Raw genomic sequence first — 20,168 nt, forward strand, 5'->3', positions numbered from 1 at the left:
ACATTCAATTTACATCGTCCGATGGGTTAGCGCGGGCAGGGACTCGCGCACGCCGGCCAAAAACACCAGGTCGATCTCGCCGCTGACCACGCCCTCGCCTTCCGGCAGCACGGCGATCACTTCGCCCCACGGGTCGATCAGCATGCTGTGGCCCCAGGTGCGGCGGCCGTTCGGATGCAGGCCACCCTGCGCCGAGGCCAGCACATAGCACTGGTTTTCGATGGCGCGCGCGCGCAGCAGCACTTCCCAGTGGGCGCTGCCCGTCGTATGGGTAAACGCGGCCGGCACGACGATCAGCGCGCAATCGCCCATGGCGCGGTACAGTTCGGGAAAGCGCAGGTCATAGCAGATGGACAGGCCGACGCGGCCGAACGGCGTCTCGATAGCGCGTACCTGCGCGCCCGGCACGATGGTGCGCGATTCATTGTACGACTCGGTGCCGCGCGTAAAACCGAACAGGTGGATCTTGTCGTAGCGGCCGGCCGGCTCGCCTTGCGGGTCGTACACCAGCGTGGTGTTCAGGACCTTGCCCTCCTCGCCGGAAATCAGGGGCAAGGTGCCGCCGATCAGCCAGATGCCGTGCTGGCGCGCCATCTGCGCCATGCCATCCTGGATGGGGCCGCTGCCAGGCTGTTCCGCGTGGGCCAGCTTATCCGTTTCCTGCTTGCCCATGATGGCCCAGTATTCGGGCAGCACCACCAGCTGCGCGCCACCGGCGGCGGCCTGCGCCACCAGGCGCCGCGCCGTGGCCAGGTTGTCTTCCACGGAAGGCGAGGAAATCATTTGTACTGCTGCAACTGTATGCATCATTTCACCTCTTGTACATTCGACCTTGCCGAATGGCACTTATTTCGCCACGGCATCGTTCACCGCCGCTGCGGGCATGGCGACAGGTTCCAATTTACCACCATCGAGCTTGGTCACGACGGGCGATTTCCACGGGCCGGCGATCTGCATATGGTAGGTAAGTGCCTTCATCACGGGCGCGCGCAGGAACAATTGCGCCAGGAAACTGCCCAGGCCGATGACGGGATTGACGGCCAGCGCGTACACGAGCGGTCCCGTTCCCAGGTTAAATTCGGGGATCACCACCACGTGCAAATTCGTCGTTTCATTGGCGATATCGGCCGTGCCATCCATCAGCACGGTGGCCGCCACGCCATGCATCTTGAGGTTATCGGTGGTCACTACGCCGCGCTTGATGCTGGCGTTGGCCGTGATGCCGTCGAAGGCCAGGCCTTCGGAAAACACGTCGTGGAAATCGAGTTTCAGCAGGCGGGGCAAGGCTTGCAGGCTGAGTACGCCCAGCAGCTTGGCCGCGCCCGGGTCCTGTTTGAGGAACTGGCCCGATTCCACCTTCATCTCGATCTGTCCCGACAAGGTGGGAATGTCTAGCGAATACGGCAAGCCATTCCAGGCGATATCGCCGCTCAGACGGCCCTTGCCGCGGCGCACCGTGTCGGCAAAGCCGAAGCGGTCGAGCAGCTTGCCCGCATCGACGATATCGAGGCCGAAACGCAGGCTGGTCGTGCTTTGTCCGTCCTTGATGACCCATTTTCCACTGCCGCTCAGCGCGCCATCGGCGTTCGACAGTTGCAGCTTACCCACGCGCCACTCGCGCCCGCCCGCCGCCATCGTGTTATAGGCTTGCAACTCCAGCCGGCCGATCTTCTTGTTGAACAGTTCAAATTGCTCGGCAACGATATCGAGCGAGGGGATCGACTGGGCGCCACTCTTTCCTTCCAGCAAATTCTTGACGTCGTTGGCGGCCGACTCCGGAATGATCAGCGACGACAGGCGCGCCGTCATCTTGCCCAGACCGGACGGCGTTTCCAGCCACGTCACATAGCCCGACACTTGTTTTGCGTCGATATTGGCTTGCCACACATCCTTTTGATGCGTGGCGCCGACCACGACGTTTTCCAGCTTGCGCTCGCCCAGCATCAGTTCGCTGGCACGGGCCGCCATCATGTCCGGCACCACATATTGCGCGATATCGGGCGCATCGTCGGCGGCGCCGCTGTCGCCGGACGCCGGGGCGCTGCCGGCGATCTCGCTGCCGGCGGCGATCCAGCTGTCCACGTCCAGGGTTTTCATGTTGACGTTAAGCATCATGCCGCTATCGGGCTCGGGCGCCGGCACGTTCACGCCGATGCCGCCGCGCACCAGGCGCCAGGCGTCCTTGCCCTGCTTCTGGCGCTGGTAGCGGGCAGCGATGCCGGAGCCGAGCGCGATACGGATATCATCCGTGCGCAGGCCCGCGCCGTTGGCCGCATTGCCCGTCAGGGTGAATTTCACGGGCAGGCTGTCGCCGGCCGGCTTTTTCAGGGGAGCGGGGAAATCCAGGCCCAGGCCCGTCAGCGGCGACTCGACATTGACCACCACCTGGTGGTCGCGCGCCGTAATCAAGCCGTTGTAGCGCGCGCCGCCATTCAAATGTTTCGCCAGGCGCTGCAGCACGGGCGCCGGATAGGTCTTGCGCAAGCCGTCGATGGTCATGTTGCCGGCGATTTTCACTTGAATCGAACTGTCCGCCTGCGTGCCGCCCGAGATGGCCAGCGGCCCGCCCAGCAGGCTGCCATTCAAGCCATTGAGGTTGACGCCCTTTTCGTTGAACTCGATCTTGCCCTGCGTGCCCAGCACGGGCGGCATGTCGTGGAACAGCACCACGTCGTTGCCCGCCAGCTGCAAGCTGCCCTGCACGGTCGACTCGAGCATGCGCTCGATCGGCAAGTGCAGTTTGAGGGCCAGCCTGGCATTGCCCGTCGCCGTCGTTTCGTCCGTGAAATGCTCGATCCAGCCCAGCACGGGGCTGGCCGTCACGTACTTGAGGAATTCCTGCATCGGTCCAGCCGCATTACCTTCAATGTCAAGCAAGGTGTCGAAGACGGTCAGGTCGGGGATCACGGCTTTGACATTCGTCAAGGCCACGCCGCCCGTGGTGGCCGTGTCGCCGCGAATTTCCATGCGCGCCCGCTCGAACACAAAACTGCCCTTGATCTTTTCCGCCTGCGGCCACAGGGGCGCCTTGCCCGCCAGCGGACCGCTTTCCGCAAATTCGCCGGGCGCATAGTTCAGCTTGCCATTCTCGATCTTGCCGGCCACGCGGAAGTCGCCGCGATTGCGCTGGGCGGCATTCCGCTGGGCGGGCGTGTCGGCCTTGAAGGGAAAATGTTCGAGTTCGCCGCGCAGGCGCAGGCTGACATCGTGCGCCATGCCGCCTTCCAGCGCCCCCGTCAGCCAGTGGCGCAGGTGCTCGGGCGTTTGCAGCGGCAGGTAGCGGCCGATGGTGTTGATCTGGAAATTGTCGATCGTGCCCGTCAAATCGACCTGCCCCAGGTTCTTGCCGTCGAGCGGCATTCGGTGCGTGCCTTGCAAGGCGACGCGCAAGCCTTGCTGATTGAAATCGAGCTTGTCCAGGTCGACTCGCAGCATATTGGCCGCTTCAAACGTCCAGCGCGCCTGCATGGCGAATTGTTCGAACGGCAAGGCCGGCTCACTCAAGTACGTGGGCAATTGCAGCACCAGGTCCTGCGCGTCGATGGCAATGGTGCCGCCCTTGTCATTGGCGTCGATGCTGCCGCTGAGCTTATCGAAGCCGGGAATGGCGGGCGAGGCGGCCTGCGCGGGGCTGGTCGCCGTCTTCGCCACGGCCAGGCGCGCCGGCTGCGCATTCAGGCCCAGATCGATGAGCTTGCCGCGCAGACGGTAGCTGGCGGGGGTGGCCATCTCGCCTTCCCATTGCGCTGAAAAATCCTGCAAACGCCCGCGCGGTGCCAGGGCGTCGAGGCGCTGGCGCTGCTGCTCGCCCAGCGGCAGCTTGTCGGCCAGCGCGGCCAGCGTTTGCAAATCGAGCGATTTGGCCGTGATTTCCGTGCGCGCCGGCTTGCGCTTCGTGGCAGCGATGAAACGCTCGGACAAGGTCGTGGGCGGCAGGCTGAGGCCATCGCGGGTTTCCACCGCGAAATTCGTCAACTCCACCTGATGGCCATTCACGCCAAAAGTGGGCTTGCCGTCGGGCACCTGCGCCGACAGCTCTTCTTTGGCCGAAATGCGTCCGCTGACCGACAGCAGGTCGAGCGGCGCGATATGCTCGCCCAGCTGCGCCTGCACCTCGGTCAAGCCCACGTCGGCCGTGAAGCCGGCCAGGCGCGCGTGATCCAGGCTCAGCCAGGCGCGCAGCGCGCCCTTGCCCTGGCTCAGCTCGAACGGGTAATCGAGGTAGCGGCGCCAGGCGGCCAGGTCGGCGTTTTTCAGGTCGGCGTACAGCTCGCCCTTCCACATCGATACATCGGAGATGCGTGTGCTGAAAGGCGGATGCGTGAAGTGAGCGCGCACATCGATGGGCGCGGCCAGGCTGGCGGGCGGCGTGGCCTGCAAGCCCAGCCTGTGGCTGCGCCAGCGGTTGCGCAGCAGCAGATTGACCTGGGACAAAGCCAGCTCCGGCGTGCCGCGCGCTTCGTCCGTCCAGCGCACCTTGCCGTCGCGAATGATGATGTCATGCTGCGACAGCAGCCAGTCGGCGCCCTTGCCATCGCTGCCTTGCGTGCTGTCGATCAACACCCCGGCCACATACAGCTTGCCATCCTTGCTGCGCCGTACGTCCAGGTCGGGCCGCGTGATTTCCAGGGTAGTGAAGCGCACGGAACCGAGCACGCTCCACCACGACACGGTGGCCGATATGCTCGGCAGGCTCAGCGCCTGGCGGCCCGCCTGGTCGCGCAGGGTCACGTCGCCGAAGAAGAGATTGGGCCGCACGCCATGCCAGGAGGCATAAATACGCGCAATGCTGACAGGGTTGCCCAGCGCGCGGCTGGCCGCCCGCTCGATATCGCCTTTGTAATAATCGATATTCGGCAGGATCGCGTAGCGCAGGAATAAAAACAGCACGGCGAAGGCGAAATACGCGAGCAGCACCAGTTTGATGGTAAAACCCAGCACATGGTGGGTGGCCAGGTTGGCCAGGCGATAGGCGGCACGCAGCCGCTGCCAGCGCAGGGCCAAGGGCACATGCTCTGTCACGCTTGCTTCTGGCGGTTTTTGCATCAATAAGCTAATAAACTGGCCCGGCGTCAAATAATGGCAAAAATCGTCTGCATTCGTGGTGCGCGCCTGCATCCTTGCGCTTGCGTCTGAGCAAAGCCTCCCTTACCATCGTTCGGAAGAGCACGCACTACCGGCGGTATTGGGCCGGCGGCACAATTTTACCGCATCCCCCGCCGTTCGCAGCCAAGTTAAACAAGAACATGCACGCAGCATCCACGAGACCCTTACCGATACCATGAGCACACAGCCTTTGATCTCCGCCTCCCGTTTCTACCAGCGCTGGCTGGACGCCGCCCCCGAGCGCGCCGCGCAGGTAGCGCAACTGGTGCGCGCACCATTGGACGGGCTCGACTTTGCCGCCGCGCTGGCCGAGCAATCGAACGCCGCCACGCCGCCGCTGCCGCCCGAGCGGGCCATGCGCCGCCTGCGCAATCTGCTCGTCTGCGGCCTGATCGCGCGCGATCTTGGCGGTCAGGCCGACTTGCATGAAGTCGTCACGGCCATGACGGGCTTTGCCGATTTCGCCATCCGCACGCATGTGGACGCCATCATGGACGAAATGGTGGCCCTGCACGGCATGCCTGTCGGCGAGGAGTCGGGCGAGGAACAGGCTTTGATGGTGCTGGCGATGGGCAAGCAGGGCGGCGGCGAGCTCAACGTCTCGTCGGATATCGACCTGATCTTTGTGTATCCGGAAGATGGCGACACGCAAGTCACCGTAGCGGGCCAGCGCAGCCTGTCCAACCACGAGTTTTTCATTCGCATGGGCAAGAAACTGATCGCCGCCCTGGCCGAGATCACACAGGACGGATTTACTTTCCGCGTGGACATGGCCTTGCGTCCGAACGGCAACTCGGGTCCGCTGGCCGCCAGCCTGGGCATGGTGGAGCAATACCTGATCGTGCAGGGCCGCGAATGGGAGCGCTACGCCTGGGTCAAGGCGCGCGCCGTGACGGGCAAGCCGGAGGATATCGCCGCGCTCGACGCCATCGTGCGGCCCTTCGTCTTCCGCCGCTACCTCGATTTCGGCGTCATCGACGCCATCCGCACCATGCACGGCCAGATCCGCGCCGAGGTCAACCGCCAGGAACGGCTGCATCCAGACCGCAGCAACAACGTCAAGCTGGGCCGTGGCGGTATCCGCGAAATCGAATTCCTCGCGCAAGTATTCCAATTGATACGCGGTGGGCGCGACGCCGAGCTGCGCGAGCGCTCCACGCGCGCCACCCTGCGTACGGTGGCGGACAAGGGCTTGCTGGAACCGGCCATCGTGGAACAGTTGCTTGGTTCCTACACTTTCCTGCGCAACCTCGAACACCGGCTGCAGTATCTTGACGATGCACAGACACACACCCTGCCCGCGAATGACGCCGACCGCCTGGTGGTGGCGCAGATGATGGGCCTGCCCGACGTCGCTACCCTGCTGGCCCGGCTGGAAGCGCACCGCGTGTTTGTCGCCGGCCAGTTCGACGAAATGTTCAGCGACAAGAGCAGCGGCACGCCGCCGGCCGACACGGGCATCGACCCGCAGACGTCGAACGACTGCGCCGCGTCCGACCAGCAGGAAGCCATCGAAGCGCGCTTTGCCGCCATGGGTTTCCATGAACCGGCAGCTTGCGCGCGCCGTTTGCTGGCCACGTGGCAAGCACCGCGCCTGCAATCCCTGCCCGAAGCGAGCCGCACGCGTCTGGTGGCCCTCGTCAATTCCGCCCTGCCCCTGATCACCGATTGCTCCGTGTCCAACGGCAATGCCAGCCAGCTGGCCACCCTGGGCCGGCTGCTCGATTTCCTGGAAGCCATTGCGCGCCGCTCGGCCTATCTGTCATTGCTGACAGAGTACCCGCACACGCTCGAGCGCGTGGTGCGCATGGTGTGCGCCAGCGGCTGGGCCGCCACCTTCCTCACGCAGCACCCGATCCTGCTCGACGAGCTGCTCGATGAACGCATCCGCAACACGGTGCCCGACCCGGCCGCGCTGGCGCTGGACCTGCAGCGCCAGCTCGACGACGCCCCCGGCGACACGGAGCGGCAGATGGATATCCTGCGCGAAATGCACCACGCGCAGCTGTTCCAGTGCCTGGCGCAAGACCTGGCGGGCGACCTGAGCGTGGAAAAACTGGCCGATTACCTGTCGCAGCTGGCCGACATCATCGTCGCCGCCACCGTGCAAGCCGTGTGGCAAACGTTATCTGCGCGCCACCGCGAGGTGCCGAAATTCGCCGTCATCGCATATGGCAAGCTGGGCGGCAAGGAACTGGGCTATGTCTCCGACCTTGACGTCATCTTCCTGTTCGACGACGACGACCAGGAAGCGCCCGGCCTGTACGCCAAGCTTGCGCAGCGTTTCATCACCTGGATGACCTCGCACACTTCGGCCGGCATCCTGTTCGACATCGACATCGCCCTGCGCCCCGACGGCGCCTCGGGCATGCTGGTGTCCAGCGTGCAGGCGTTCGAGCGCTACCAGAGCAGCGCGGCCTGGGTGTGGGAACACCAGGCGCTCACGCGCGCGCGCTTTTGCGCGGGCGACGTCAGCATCGGCAAGCATTTCGAGCGCATCCGCGACACGATCCTGCGCAAGGAACGTCCGGAAAACGGTCCGCTCAAGGGTGAAGTGGTGGCCATGCGCAAGAAGATGCTCGATGCGCATCCTCCCCGTCCCGGCAGCTTTGATCTGAAACAGGATCCGGGCGGCATGATCGACATCGAGTTCATGGTGCAATACCTGGTGCTGCAGCATGCGGCGCAGTATCCGCAGCTGACGGCCAACTCGGGCAATATCGCCCTGCTGCGCCTGTGCGGCGAGCTGGGCCTGATCGACGCCAGCCTGGCCGCTTCGGTTGCCGACGCCTACCGCACGCTGCGCAAGCTGCAGCATCAGCTGCGCCTGCAAGGGCAGGACCTGGCCCGGGTGGAACCGGAGCGGGTGCGCGTGCATGCGGACAACGTGATGCGCCTGTGGCACACGATCTTTCCCGCAACGATTGCATAAGCCCGGCGCCGGCGTATGATACGTACAGGCAACTCCACTTCCCAGTGGTGCCGTACAACAGGCCGCGCCGGGGTTGCCCATACCAGGAGACAGCGTATGAAGACAAGTGTAAAAACGGCAAGTGTAAAAACGGGCATCCACGCCCTCGTTGCCAGTTTCATCCTTTGCGCCATGCCGGCAACGGCATGGGCCGCCCCCAGAGGCAGCGCGGATGAAGCCATCGCCATGACCAAGCGCGCCGTGGCCATGATCAAGGCCGACGGCAAGGAAAAGGCCTTTGCCGCCATTGCCGATCCCGCCAACACCAGCTTCCATGACCGTGACCTGTACATTTATGTGTACGACATGAATGGCGTCACCCTGGCGCACGGCAACAATCCCAAGATGGTCGGCAAGAACCTGATCGACCTGAAGGACAATGAAGGCAAGGCCGTCATCAAGTCGCTGATCGCCACGGCCAGCACGCCGGCCGGACGCGGCTGGGTAGACTTCAAGTGGCCCAATCCCCTGACCAAGGTGGTCGAACAAAAATCCGGCTACATCGAACGGGTCGACAATATGATCGTCGGCTCCGGCATCTATAAATAAGCCACGGCAAGAGGAAAACGCGCCCGCATGCCGCTCCATTACCTGTCCCGTCTGAGCGGATCGGCGCGCGATACGCAAGCCAATCTGCAGCTGGGCTGCGTGCTGGCGCTGGTGGCGGGCGCCGTCAACGCGGGCGGCTTTCTTGCCATCGGCGGCTATACCTCGCACATGACGGGCATCGTCTCGGGCATGGCGGACGACCTGGCGCTGGGCAACGTCACGGTAGCCCTTGCCGCGCTGGGCGCCTGGCTCGCCTTTGTCAGCGGTGCGGCCGTCACGGCCATCATGGTGAACTGGGGCAAGCGGCGCCGGCTGCACAGCCAGTTTGCCGCCAGCCTGCTGCTGGAAGCGGCGCTGTTGCTGCTGTTCGGCCTGACGGGCAATTACCTGGCCGCCATGCCCGACGTGCTGGGCCCCGTCACCATCTTGCTGCTGTGCTTTGTCATGGGCTTGCAGAACGCCATCATCACCAAGATTTCGGGCGCCGTCATCCGCACCACGCATGTGACGGGGCTGTCCACCGACATCGGCATCGAACTGGGCAAGATGGCGTATTACAACCGGCGCCACCTGCCGGACCGCGTGGTCAAGGTCAACCGCGGCAAACTGAGGACGCACAGCCTGCTGATCAGCTGCTTCTTCATCGGCGGCGTCAGCGGCGCCCTGGCCTTCAAGCACATCGGTTTTCCCGCCGCCACCATCCTGCTCGCCGGCGTGCTGACCCTGCTATCGGGCGTGCCCGTGCTGCGCGACTTGCGCGTCTTGTGGCGCTTCTACCGGCGCCGTTTTTATTCGCACAGCCATGAATAAAAAAACGCCCCGAAGGGCGTTTTTTCTTATGCGGTCACAAAATTACTTGGCCGACATCAGTGCGACGGTGGTGTCGAGCATGCGGTTCGAGAAACCCCACTCATTGTCGTACCACGACGATACTTTCACCAGACGGCCCGACACCTTGGTCAGGGTCGAATCGAAGTTCGACGAAGCCGGGTTGTGGTTGAAGTCGATCGAGACCAGCGGTTCGGTCTGGTAGGTCAGGATGCCTTCCAGGGCGCCTTCCGACGCGGCTTTCATCAGCGCGTTGACTTCTTCCACGGTGGTGTCGCGCTTGGCGATGAAGGACAGGTCGACCAGCGACACGTTGATGGTCGGCACGCGGATGGCGAAGCCGTCCAGCTTGCCATTCAGCTCAGGCAGCACCAGGCCCACGGCGGCGGCGGCGCCCGTCTTGGTCGGGATCATGCTCATGGTGGCCGAACGGGCGCGGCGCAGATCTTCATGCATCACGTCGGACAGCACCTGGTCGTTGGTGTAGGCGTGCACGGTGGTCATCAGGCCCGTTTCGATGCCGATGGCGTCGTTCAATGGCTTGACCAGCGGTGCCAGGCAGTTGGTGGTGCACGACGCGTTCGAGATGACGGTGTCGGTCGATTTCAGCACCGAGTGGTTCACGCCGAACACGACGGTCGCATCGACGTCTTTGCCGCCGGGTGCCGAGATGATGACTTTTTTCGCGCCGCCCTTCAAGTGAGCCGAAGCCTTCTCTTTGGTGGTGAAGAAGCCCGTGCATTCCAGCACGACGTCCACGCCCAGCTCGCCCCATGGGATTTCAGCAGGATTGCGCTGTGCGAATACGCGGATCGGATCGCCATTGACGATCATGTTGTCGCCTTCGACGGTGACCGTGCCCGGGAACTTGCCGTGCGCAGTGTCGTAGCGGGTCAGGTGGGCGTTCGATTTGGCATCGCCCAGGTCGTTGATGGCAACGATCTGGATATCCTGTTTCTTGCCGCCTTCGTAGAAAGCGCGCAACACATTACGGCCGATGCGGCCGTAGCCATTGATTGCAACTTTGATCGTCATACTCTGCTCCTGATTAAAAAAGAAGGTACATGCACGCCCCCGGCGACAACATCGCCAGGACCGTTAAAAATCAATATTAGCCAGCGATAACGGCTTTCACCTTGGCGACGACGTTCTCGACCGTGAAGCCGAAGTGCTTGAACAGCACGCCAGCCGGCGCCGATTCGCCGAACGTGTCGATACCGACCACGGCGCCTTCCAGGCCCACGTATTTGTACCAGAAGCTGGTCACGCCCGCTTCGATGGCCACGCGCGGCACACCTTTCGTCAGCACGCTGGCCTTGTAGGCGGCGTCCTGGCGGTCGTAGACATCGGTCGACGGCATCGACACGACGCGCACGTTGATGCCTTCCGAGGCCAGCGCGCTGGCGGCGGCGACGGCCAGTTCCACTTCGGAACCGGTGGCGATCAGGATCGCCTTGGGCTCAAGCACGTCGTTGAGCACATAGCCGCCGCGGTAGATGTTCTCGATCTGTTCGGCGCTACGCTCCTGGTACGGCAGGTTCTGGCGCGAGAAGATCAGGGTCGACGGGCCATCCTTGCGGCGCACGGCGGCGCCCCAGGCGGCAGCCGACTCGACAGTGTCGCATGGACGCCAGTTGTCCAGGTTCGGGATCAGGCGCATCGACGAGACGTGCTCGACCGATTGGTGCGTCGGGCCGTCTTCGCCCAGGCCGATCGAATCGTGGGTAAACACGAAGATCGAACGCAGTTTCATCAGGGCGGCCATGCGCAGGGCATTGCGGCTGTAGTCGGAGAACGTCAGGAACGTGGCGCCGAACGGGATGTAGCCGCCGTGCAGGGTGATGCCGTTCATGATGGCGCTCATGCCGAATTCGCGCACGCCGTAGTTGATGTGGTTGCCAGGCTGGCCCGAACGCACGGCCACGCACTCTTTCCAGTTGGTCAGGTTCGAACCGGTCAGGTCGGCCGAGCCGCCGAGGAATTCCGGCAGCGACGAAGCCAGTGCCTGGATGGCGTTCTGGCTGGCCTTGCGGGTAGCGATGTTTTCTTTCTTCTCGACGCAGGACGCGATGGCGGCGCTCAGGGCCGCTTCGAATGCCTGTGGCAGTTCGCCTTGCATGCGGCGGGTCAGTTCAGCGGCTTGCTGCGGGAATTCGCGGCTGTAGGCGGCAAAGCGCTCGTTCCAGTCCGCTTCCAGCAGGGCGCCCTGCTTCTTGGCGTCCCACGCGGCGTACACGTCGGCCGGCATTTCGAACGGGGCGGCATCCCAGCCGATGTATTCGCGCACGGCAGCGATTTCCTTGTCGCCCAGCGCGGCGCCGTGGACCTTGTCGCCGCCTTGCAGGTTCGGCGAACCCTTGCCGATGATGGTCTTGCAGCAGATCAGGGTTGGCTTCGATGCGGTCTTGGCGGCGGCGATGGCGGCGGCGACGGCGGCCACATCGTGACCGTCGACGGCGCGGATGACGTTCCAGCCGTACGCTTCGAAGCGGGCCGGGGTGTCGTCCGTGAACCAGCCTTCGACTTTGCCGTCGATGGAAATGCCGTTGTCATCGTACAGGGCGATCAGTTTATTCAGGCCCAGGGTGCCGGCCAGTGCGCACACTTCGTGCGAAATACCTTCCATCAGGCAACCATCGCCGACGAAGGCGTAGGTGTAGTGGTTGACGATGTCGTGGCCAGGCTTGTTGAATTCAGCGGCCAGCAATTGCTCCGACAGGGCCATGCCGACGGCGTTGGCAATGCCCTGGCCCAGCGGGCCGGTGGTCGTTTCCACGCCGGGCGTGATATCGACTTCCGGGTGACCCGGGGTTTTCGAATGCATCTGGCGGAAGGCCTTGATGTCATCCATCGACAGGTCGTAGCCCGTCAGGTGCAGCAGCGCGTAGTGCAGCATCGAGCCGTGGCCGTTCGACAACAGGAAACGGTCGCGGTTTTGCCATTTCGGGTTCGCGGGATTGTGGCGATAGTGACCACTCCACAGGGCAACTGCGATCTCGGCCATGCCCATCGGCATGCCTGGATGGCCGGAATTGGCCTTTTGTACAGCGTCCATTGCCAGTGCGCGGATCGCATTGGCCATTTTGGTAGTCGGGAGCGTAGTTGTCATGATGGTGTGGGTCAGTCGCGGAGTTTAAATTCGTTTGCAGCGCAGCTGGGCGCAGTCAGAGCTATGTATTTTACCAGACCAGCAAGGGGAAAAATCAAACCGCGCAACGCGCGCCGCCGCAGCTTGTGCCGCTTGCGCCCGGCAGGGGCGAAAAAAAACCGGGCCAGGCCCGGTTTTTCGCGACGTACGCCGCTGCGGGGCGCGCCGCAAATCGGCCCGCCCCGCCTGTCAGTCCACCCTCACGTCATTTGAAGGAGTACGACGCCGACATGTAGATGTAGCGGCCACGCGGATTGCCGTAGGCGGTGTCGTAGCCGATGTTCGACGATGGATCGAATGCCGGCGCACGGTCGAACACGTTATTGACGCCACCACGCAGCACCAGGTTCTTGAAGCCGCTGTAGGACAGCGAGGCGTCAACCAGGGTCGCGCTCGGGATCATCAGGCCGTTCGCGTACTCGTCGTAGTAAAGGTTGATCGTCGCCGACGGTGTCCGGTCCACGTGGTAATGCGAAGTGAAGTTGGCGCTCGTCGTCGCCGCCCAAGCACCGCGGTCCCAGTTGACACCCAGCTTGGCCAGCAGCTTAGGATAGCCGTATTCACCTGCCTCGCAAGCCGTGTTGTTGGGGCAATTGATCGCCGGATCATCAGGCAGCAGCGTGCGGTTGTAGGACAGCGTGTAGCTCGCCTCGCCGAACACCTTGAAACGCCCCATCTCGGCCGTGCGCAGCGTGTACGACGCTTCGACATCCAGACCGTCGGTGACGACCTTGCTGCGATTGATCAGGCCAACCTGCAGCTGCTTCAGGCGACCTACCAACGGACCCAGCGTCGCGCGCTGGGCGGCGCTCAGCGCGTTATACTTCTCTTGGTCTTCCGCCGTGACGGCATAGCGCGTGACGGCGTCCTTGTACTGACCATCCTCGCCCGCCAACACGGTTTCGTTGTCAAGATTCTCGACGCGATCGTTCCACTTGATATTCCAGTAGGTTAAACCCAGCGTCAGGTTCTTGATCGGTTCGGCGACCACGCCCAGGTTGAACTGCTTCGATTTTTCGGGCTTCAAATCCTTCGTGCCGGACAGCAGAGACAGCGCCGAACCGCTGCAAGCGGTGTCAAAATACGCGTCACCCACGATGCAACGCTTCGGATCCTTGGTCGCGACGAAACCGCCGCGGCCTTCGTTAAAGCGCTGCGACAGTGTCGGCGCGCGGAAACCGGTGCTGTAGCTGGTGCGGAACATCAAGGTCGGCAAGGCGGTCCAGCGCAGGCCAAGCTTCGGGTTGGTGGTACCGCCAGCCAACTGGTAGCGATCATAGCGGACGGCCGCCTGCGCTTCCAGGTTTTTCAGCAGCGGCAGGGCCAACTCGCCGAACACGGCGCCGAGCGACTCAGAGCCGTCGATGCCGCGCAGGGTCGAATAGATGCCGATTGCGCCATCGCGCCAAGCCTGCGACGGATCGTAGCTGAGCTTCTCGCGCTTGTACTCGGCACCGACGGCCACACCGATCTTGCCGCCGGGCAGCTGGCCAAATTCGCTGGAAGCGGTCACCTTGGCAAAGTCCGTCGAGGACTTGGTCTTGGTGTACTGGTCGGCCGTCAGTTCGTTGATGATCTGCTCCGAATTATGGTTGCCGCCGAAGGGGTTGAACTTGCCCTGCGCCAGGTAACTCTGCAATTTATCGTGCATGAAGGAGCCGTACACGCGCGTTTCGCCCTTCTCCTGGCTGTGGCCCACAGACACGGTCCAATCCCAGTTGGCTGCGCGGCCGGTGGCGCCGCCAACCAGCCAGGTGGTGTCAACATTGGTGCCCGTACCACCCTCGGCGGCAGGGAAGAGGCGGCGGATATTGACCGGCACGCCGTAGGTATTGAAAGGGTTGTTCGCCGCCACACGCAGCACGCCGGAGCGGTCGGCATTTTGGATCCAGGCCGGCGAACCTTGGACGCGCGTATCGAAGTGGTTGTAAAACAGATTGGCGAACAGCGACACATCCGGCGTCAAATCCCAGTTCGCCGTGACCGCCCCGCCGTAGCGTGTGGACGGGCGCACCAGGTCTATCGACTCAGCGGCGGAATACATGCAGGAGCTGCGATTCGGCGCAGCCACCCATTCCGGCGCATCCGGATAGGGCTTGCTGTGGGCCGCGTCGCACTCCGGATCGGGCATGCGCTGCGAACCGCCCAGCGATATGGTGCCGGGATCGCGGCCCTTGGCGCCGTACACGCCACCCTGATACAGGCCGCCCTTGTGGCCGGTGAAATCGGTACTGTTCGCCCAATCGCGGTCGACGCCGTGGATAGCCTTGGTTTTTTCGTACGAGGCCGAATACGTCACGTTGAATTTCTGTGCGTCACGGTCGCCGAAACCGCCGGACACGGACACCTTATGGTTTTGCCCGTCGCCATAGGTGGTCGAACCGGTGCTGGCGTCGAGGGTCAAGCCCTGGTAATCCTTGCGCAGGATGAAGTTGATGACGCCGCCGACGGCATCGGTGCCGTAGATGGCCGAGGCGCCGTCCTTGAGCACATCGATGCGCTCGATGGCCGACAGCGGAATGGCGTTCAGATCGACGGAGGTCTGGCCGCTATAATCGTCCGAACCGGACGCCGGCAGGCGATAGCCGTTCAACAGAATCAGGGTCGGCAGACCGCGCAGCGAGACGCTGGTGGCGCCGTTTCGGAAGGAACTCGATGTCGCCAGCTCACCGCCGTTACCGCCAGCAGAAGTCAGGTTGCGCATCAGATCCAGCACCGACGTCGCGCCCGAACGGGCAATCGATTCGCGCGTCATCACGGTGATCGGGGAAATACCTTCGGCTTCGATGCGTTTGATACTCGAACCGGTGATTTCGACGCGCTGCACCTTAGGCACCGGCGCATCGATCGCTTCCTGCGCATGCACGCTCATCGTTGCGACGCCGGCGAACGCGGCCAACGCCAATCTCACCACCTGCACACTCTTTTTTTCGCGAAACATCATAACTTATTCCTTTTCATGATCCCTGATATCACTTGATAAGCGATTAGTTTGTATTTTTATAATCACTTAAATCTCTCATGGTCTTGCGAAAAACTGCAAGGCCCCTCCCGCTACAGTGGCATGCTTGTCCAACCAATTTAAGCTGGCCGCAACGCGCCCGGGGTCATAGGCCCGGGCATTGAAACGTGCGGCGTCTCCCCATGCCATACCGAATCACATCACGGACGACATTGCTGGAAACAATTGATGTCGTTCAACACAACTTGTATAGTCATCAAACCACGCCAAAAGTATCACTGTCAATAATGCAATGATTTATGAAATCAAAAAACAACATTTCGTTTTAGTCAGCTTGTTATCTCCACGCAATTTCCCGTCCCGGATGCGCCGCGCAGGCCCAGCGGCAAGAATTTCCCCCGGCCGCGCGCAGCGGCACTAAAATTGCACTCTCGAGTCGCTGCCGCGCGCGCCCCACCCGCGCGCGGCGCGGCACCTCCCATTGTTTCTCTCCGCCAGGATGTTGCATGCCGCGTTTTTTCTGTCCCCAGCCACTCGCCATAGGCGCCACCATCGCTCTGCCCGACGCCGTCGCCCACCACGTCCATGTGGTGCGCCTTATGCCGGGCGAGGCCATCACCGTCTTCAACGGCGAGGGCGGCGAGTACACGGCTGTCTTGTGCAACGTCGAGAAAAAACGCGCCAGCGCCGAACTGAAGTCCCACACGGCGCGCGAAGCGGAACTGCCCTACGCCGTGACCCTGGCACAAGCGCTGCCGGAAGCGTCCAAAATGGACTGGATCATCGAAAAAGCCATCGAACTGGGCGCGGCCGGCATCGTGCCGCTGGCGGCGCAACGCTGCGTCGTGCGCCTGTCCGCCGAGCGGGCGGAGAAAAAACTGGCCCATTGGCAAGCGATCATCGTGTCCGCATCGGAACAATGCGGGCGCAACCGCCTGGCGCAGCTGGCGCCATTACAAGATTTTAATAGCTGGAGCAGCCAGCAGGATTTACATAAACGCATCATCCTGACGCCGCGTGCGGAGCAGTCGCTGGCCGACTGGGCGCGTCACCAGCCGCCGCAGGCGATCACCGTGATGGTGGGGCCGGAAGGGGGATTTTCGGAAGCGGAAGAAAAGGCGGCCCTGGCCGCCGGCGCCATCGGCCTGGCTATGGGGCCGCGCATCCTGCGCACGGAAACGGCGGGCCTGACGGCGCTGGCCACCTTGGGCGCCTTGTGGGGCGGGATGTAAGCCAGCGTACGACGATCAGGCACCGAGCGTGCCGCCAAAACAAATGCCCCGCAAGCTTTGCAGCTTGCGGGGCATTTTACTGGCATGACTGATGATGCCTTTGCTGTATCCGTCCGTCCGTGCATCCCCGTCTCCGCCGGCTGACGACTGTCAACCGGCAAGGAGGGAATCACATCAGAACTTGTGGCTGTACTGGGCCGACAAGCGCACGGTGCGCGGGCTCGAGTAGGAGTTGACCATGCCGGCGGTCGTGCTGACGGCAGTACCAGCGGCGCTGGTGTTGTAAGCCTCGTCGATCGATTGCGCCACCTGACGGTTGGTTGCGTTCAGCACGTCGACTTTAAACACGATGCCCTTGATCTGCTCTGGCTTGTAGATGAAGTTCAAGTCCAGGCGCATTTCCGTTGGCAGCGTGCCGTAAGCGCCACGGCCGTTCGGGCCGGTTGGGCACAGGAAGAAGATCGAACCGTATTGCGACAAGCCCAAGCCCTGTTGATCCATGGACGCTGGGATATTGCAAGTACGCGACATAGGACGGCCCGTTGCCACCAGCAAGTTGCCACCGACGCCGAACTGGCTCGTGAACTCATAGTAGCCATAGGTTTTCAACTGGTGCGTACGGTTGTTCGGCAACAAGCCGCTGCCGTTGATCATCGTCTCAGGGAAGTCCCATCCCGAGCTGAAGCCCACGTCGGCCTGGCCGTTATCCGACTTGGTCTGACCTTCCTGATTGCCTTCGCTGCGCGACCAGGTGTAGTTCATCTTGCCGTACCAGCCATTGCGCATCGGATGTTCGAGCATGAATTCCAGCGCCGTATAGGTACGCTTGGCTTTTTCCGGGAAGCCGGCATCGGCAGCCGTAATCGTCACCGCGCGCTGTGCACCGTTTGGTCCCACCGGGATCATGAAGGTGTTGTCCTTGCCTGGATTGAACAGGGCGCCGTTCCAGCCATGATCGTCGAAGTACTCTTTTTCAGCGCCTGTCAGCTTGGCCGAAATGGCGCGTGGATCCGAGTAGTCATCGATCGTGTTTTTCAGCTTGCGATAGGTGAACTTGATACCGCCGTTGAAGTCAGGCGTCAGCGCCTTCTCGAAGCCCAGGTTGATCTCGTCCTGGAAGTGGGCCTTCAAGTTGGTCGAAGCCAGCTCATTGGCGCGTTTTTCCTGGCCAAATTCATTGTTAGCCGACACGACATTGCTGATCGGGTTCAAGCCCAGCGGTGCGCCCGTGGTCGGGTTGACGCCCGTGTAGGTGTAGAAGCGGTCGGTGTTCAGCGAAGCGCCGGCAAAACGTACGGCCATGTTGGCCGGCAATTGCATGAAGTAGCGGCCAGCCGTACCGAAGACTTTCAGGGAACCGTCGCCATACACATTCCAGGCCGCATTCAAACGCGGTGCCAGCATGTTTTTCTGTTCCACGAAGGTTTCGCCGATACCGTTCATGTTCTTGAACGACTCATTGCGCAAGCCCAGGGTCACGACCAGGTTTTCGGTGGCCTGATAGCGGTCCTCGATGTATTGCGCCGACTGCTCGACGGTCGGGGTGGAGCCGCCGCGCTGCAGGTTTTCACGCACGTAGTAACCTTGGGTGCCATAACCGCCGCCAGCTGCCGGCGAGATATTGTGGCCAGACAATACGGTGTTCGGATCGGTTTTCAGATACGTCCAGGTACCGCCGCCAGCCGCTTCCGTACCGTTCAGGGCATTGATCTTGTTGTGGTCAAGACCGCCGCGTATCGTATGCTGCTTGGCCAGTTTGTATTCCAGATCCAGGCGATAACCGCGGTTGGTGTCTTGCGCGCCGTCGCGCAGCAGGGCCGAGCTGAAACCCTGCACTTGGCTAGGCGAATAATTCAGGCCTGGTACCTTAAACTCTGGAGAACTAACGACGATTGGACGCAAGCCTGGAATGTAGCCGAACGGATTTTGCTCGCGTTGCGTCTTCGCCTGGCCAACCAGGGCTTGCACGGTCAGATCGTCGGTCACATAGCTGGTCAGCTTGAGGATGTCGATGTTCGAGCCCTGGGCTGCCGCCAGCGCGGCACCGGTGGCGTTGAGGAACAGCACGCCTGCCGAATAGTTCTTGAATCTGGCGCCGCCGTTCTGCACATAGCCGCGCTGCTTGGTGTCGTAGTTGAAGCCGTAGTATTGATCGTTGACATTCGACTCGTCCGAAATGTGCGTGTATTCGAGGCGGTTGTTGTCGGTGATATTCCAGTCGATCTTGGCGATATAACGCGGCACATCGGATTTCTGCACCAGCCAGCCGGTCTGGTTGTTCACTTGGCTGGTCGATGCCAGACGCGCCGTTTCGCGGTCCATCTTGGTAAATTCGCCACCCAGATAGATGAACAGCTTGTCCTTGATCAGCGGGCCGCTGACATAGGCGTTATAGACCTTCTCGGTCAGCTTGTCGCCTTCGCGGTAGTTGTAGATCTTACCATCCGTCTTGGGATTGGCGCCCGTATTCGGGAACATGATGTTCTTGGCTTTGCCGCGCAGCGAATCAGGCGCGTAGGTAAAGCCGGCGCCGAATTCCCAGTTATTCGTACCGCTCTTGGTGGTGATGTTGACCACGCCACCCGTCGAACGTCCGAATTCGGCGCCGTAGCCGCCGGTGATGATTTGCGCTTCAGCAATCGAGCCGAAAGGCAGGGAAGAGTAACCAACCTGATACAGGCTGTTGGTGACGGGGAAACCGTTGATGTACGCCGCATTTTCCGACGCGCTGGAGCCGCCGAAGCTGGCGGCGTTGTTGCCGTAGCGCGAGTCGGCGCGCGTGGTGCCGCCAGCCAATTGCACGATGTTGGCAACCGTAGGCGCCAATGGCAGGGTAGCCAGTTCGCGCGAATTGAAGGAAGAACCGGAGTTGGAACTGGTGACATCGATCGCGCGGCGGCGGCTCGTCACGTTCACGGTTTGCACCTGCTGCAGCGCCACTTCGCTTTCCTGGCCGATGCGCACTTCCACATCCTGCGAGCTGACGACGGAAGAGCCTTTCAGCAGGGTCACCTTGTAGTTGCCAACTGGCAGGGAGGTGATGCGGAAAGTACCGCTTGCATCGGGCGAAATGGTCCGTTTGAAGCCATTGTCAGCACCGACGATCTGCACCGATGCGCTGGCATCCGGCGCGATCTTGCCGATGATATTGCCCGTGGCATTCGACTGTGCCATTACCGTTGGAACAATCGCAGCGCTCAATACCGATGCGCTGAAAGCGATCGTTAATGCACGTGCTATTACAGTTTTTCTCAACATGTCATTCCCTATTTATTTATGAGCGCAGTATTACTGCTTTGGTAAAGGAGTTTATCACTCACACTTATGCGTTTTTGAACGCTTTTTACTCTCATCACCTTGTAATCCCTTCAT

General features: G+C 62.1%; 10 protein-coding genes. 4 read left to right on the forward strand and 6 right to left on the reverse strand.

Annotation, left to right across the window (positions count from 1 at the left end; all coding sequences use genetic code 11):
- Nucleotides 1-9 precede the first annotated feature (9 nt).
- Nucleotides 10-810: a carbon-nitrogen hydrolase family protein gene (locus OX462_RS22850; RefSeq protein WP_070291147.1), complete on the reverse strand. Its 801-nt coding sequence runs from the start codon at nucleotides 808-810 to the stop codon at nucleotides 10-12.
- A 36-nt stretch (nucleotides 811-846) separates the two neighbouring features.
- A complete protein-coding gene (locus tag OX462_RS22855) occupies nucleotides 847-5,022 on the reverse strand; it encodes a YhdP family protein (protein ID WP_409027133.1) in 4,176 nt (1,391 codons plus the stop codon).
- A gap of 259 nt (nucleotides 5,023-5,281) precedes the next feature.
- On the opposite strand from OX462_RS22855, the gene glnE reads away from it, so the two are divergent.
- The 3 genes from glnE to OX462_RS22870 all read left to right on the forward strand — a co-directional run bounded on the left by glnE (nucleotide 5,282) and on the right by OX462_RS22870 (nucleotide 9,436).
- Entirely contained in the window at nucleotides 5,282-8,038 is a 2,757-nt protein-coding gene (gene glnE / locus OX462_RS22860; protein ID WP_409027134.1) for a bifunctional [glutamate--ammonia ligase]-adenylyl-L-tyrosine phosphorylase/[glutamate--ammonia-ligase] adenylyltransferase, read from the forward strand.
- 96 nt (nucleotides 8,039-8,134) lie between these two features.
- Nucleotides 8,135-8,626: a cache domain-containing protein gene (locus tag OX462_RS22865; RefSeq protein WP_083287269.1), complete on the forward strand. Its 492-nt coding sequence runs from the start codon at nucleotides 8,135-8,137 to the stop codon at nucleotides 8,624-8,626.
- Nucleotides 8,627-8,653: 27 nt separating this feature from the next.
- A complete protein-coding gene (locus OX462_RS22870) occupies nucleotides 8,654-9,436 on the forward strand; it encodes a YoaK family protein (RefSeq protein ID WP_409027135.1) in 783 nt (260 codons plus the stop codon).
- Between the two features lie 42 nt (nucleotides 9,437-9,478).
- Here the strand turns inward: OX462_RS22870 and gap are convergent, their stop codons facing one another.
- The 3 genes from gap to OX462_RS22885 form a co-directional block, all read right to left on the reverse strand.
- The gene (gene gap / locus OX462_RS22875) at nucleotides 9,479-10,489 is read right to left on the reverse strand and encodes a type I glyceraldehyde-3-phosphate dehydrogenase (protein ID WP_010395244.1); all 1,011 of its coding nucleotides are present in this window, start codon (nucleotides 10,487-10,489) and stop codon (nucleotides 9,479-9,481) included.
- A 76-nt stretch (nucleotides 10,490-10,565) separates the two neighbouring features.
- Nucleotides 10,566-12,563: a transketolase gene (gene tkt, locus OX462_RS22880; RefSeq protein WP_070312784.1), complete on the reverse strand. Its 1,998-nt coding sequence runs from the start codon at nucleotides 12,561-12,563 to the stop codon at nucleotides 10,566-10,568.
- A 244-nt stretch (nucleotides 12,564-12,807) separates the two neighbouring features.
- Complete coding sequence (locus OX462_RS22885) at nucleotides 12,808-15,546, reverse strand: TonB-dependent receptor (RefSeq protein ID WP_230506616.1); 2,739 nt, start codon at nucleotides 15,544-15,546, stop codon at nucleotides 12,808-12,810.
- 524 nt (nucleotides 15,547-16,070) lie between these two features.
- On the opposite strand from OX462_RS22885, the gene OX462_RS22890 reads away from it, so the two are divergent.
- The gene (locus tag OX462_RS22890; RefSeq protein ID WP_070312782.1) at nucleotides 16,071-16,796 is read left to right on the forward strand and encodes a 16S rRNA (uracil(1498)-N(3))-methyltransferase; all 726 of its coding nucleotides are present in this window, start codon (nucleotides 16,071-16,073) and stop codon (nucleotides 16,794-16,796) included.
- A 174-nt stretch (nucleotides 16,797-16,970) separates the two neighbouring features.
- Here OX462_RS22890 and OX462_RS22895 read toward each other — a convergent pair whose 3' ends face one another.
- Nucleotides 16,971-19,970, reverse strand: coding sequence for a TonB-dependent receptor (locus tag OX462_RS22895; RefSeq protein ID WP_083287270.1), 3,000 nt, complete (start codon nucleotides 19,968-19,970; stop codon nucleotides 16,971-16,973).
- Nucleotides 19,971-20,168 lie beyond the last annotated feature (198 nt).

The sequence above is a fragment of the Janthinobacterium aestuarii genome, assembly GCF_046113285.1.
In the GTDB taxonomy this organism is placed as follows: Bacteria; Pseudomonadota; Gammaproteobacteria; order Burkholderiales; family Burkholderiaceae_D; genus Janthinobacterium.

Excerpts from the sequence above, each read along its gene's own strand:
- OX462_RS22850 (WP_070291147.1), bottom strand. The coding sequence starts at position 810 with ATGATGCATACAGTTGCAGCAGTACAAATGATTTCCTCGCCTTCCGTG.
- glnE (WP_409027134.1), top strand. The coding sequence starts at position 5,282 with ATGAGCACACAGCCTTTGATCTCCGCCTCCCGTTTCTACCAGCGCTGG.
- OX462_RS22865 (WP_083287269.1), top strand. The coding sequence starts at position 8,135 with ATGAAGACAAGTGTAAAAACGGCAAGTGTAAAAACGGGCATCCACGCC.
- OX462_RS22870 (WP_409027135.1), top strand. The coding sequence starts at position 8,654 with ATGCCGCTCCATTACCTGTCCCGTCTGAGCGGATCGGCGCGCGATACG.
- gap (WP_010395244.1), bottom strand. The coding sequence starts at position 10,489 with ATGACGATCAAAGTTGCAATCAATGGCTACGGCCGCATCGGCCGTAAT.
- tkt (WP_070312784.1), bottom strand. The coding sequence starts at position 12,563 with ATGACAACTACGCTCCCGACTACCAAAATGGCCAATGCGATCCGCGCA.
- OX462_RS22885 (WP_230506616.1), bottom strand. The coding sequence starts at position 15,546 with ATGATGTTTCGCGAAAAAAAGAGTGTGCAGGTGGTGAGATTGGCGTTG.
- OX462_RS22890 (WP_070312782.1), top strand. The coding sequence starts at position 16,071 with ATGCCGCGTTTTTTCTGTCCCCAGCCACTCGCCATAGGCGCCACCATC.
- OX462_RS22895 (WP_083287270.1), bottom strand. The coding sequence starts at position 19,970 with ATGGCACAGTCGAATGCCACGGGCAATATCATCGGCAAGATCGCGCCG.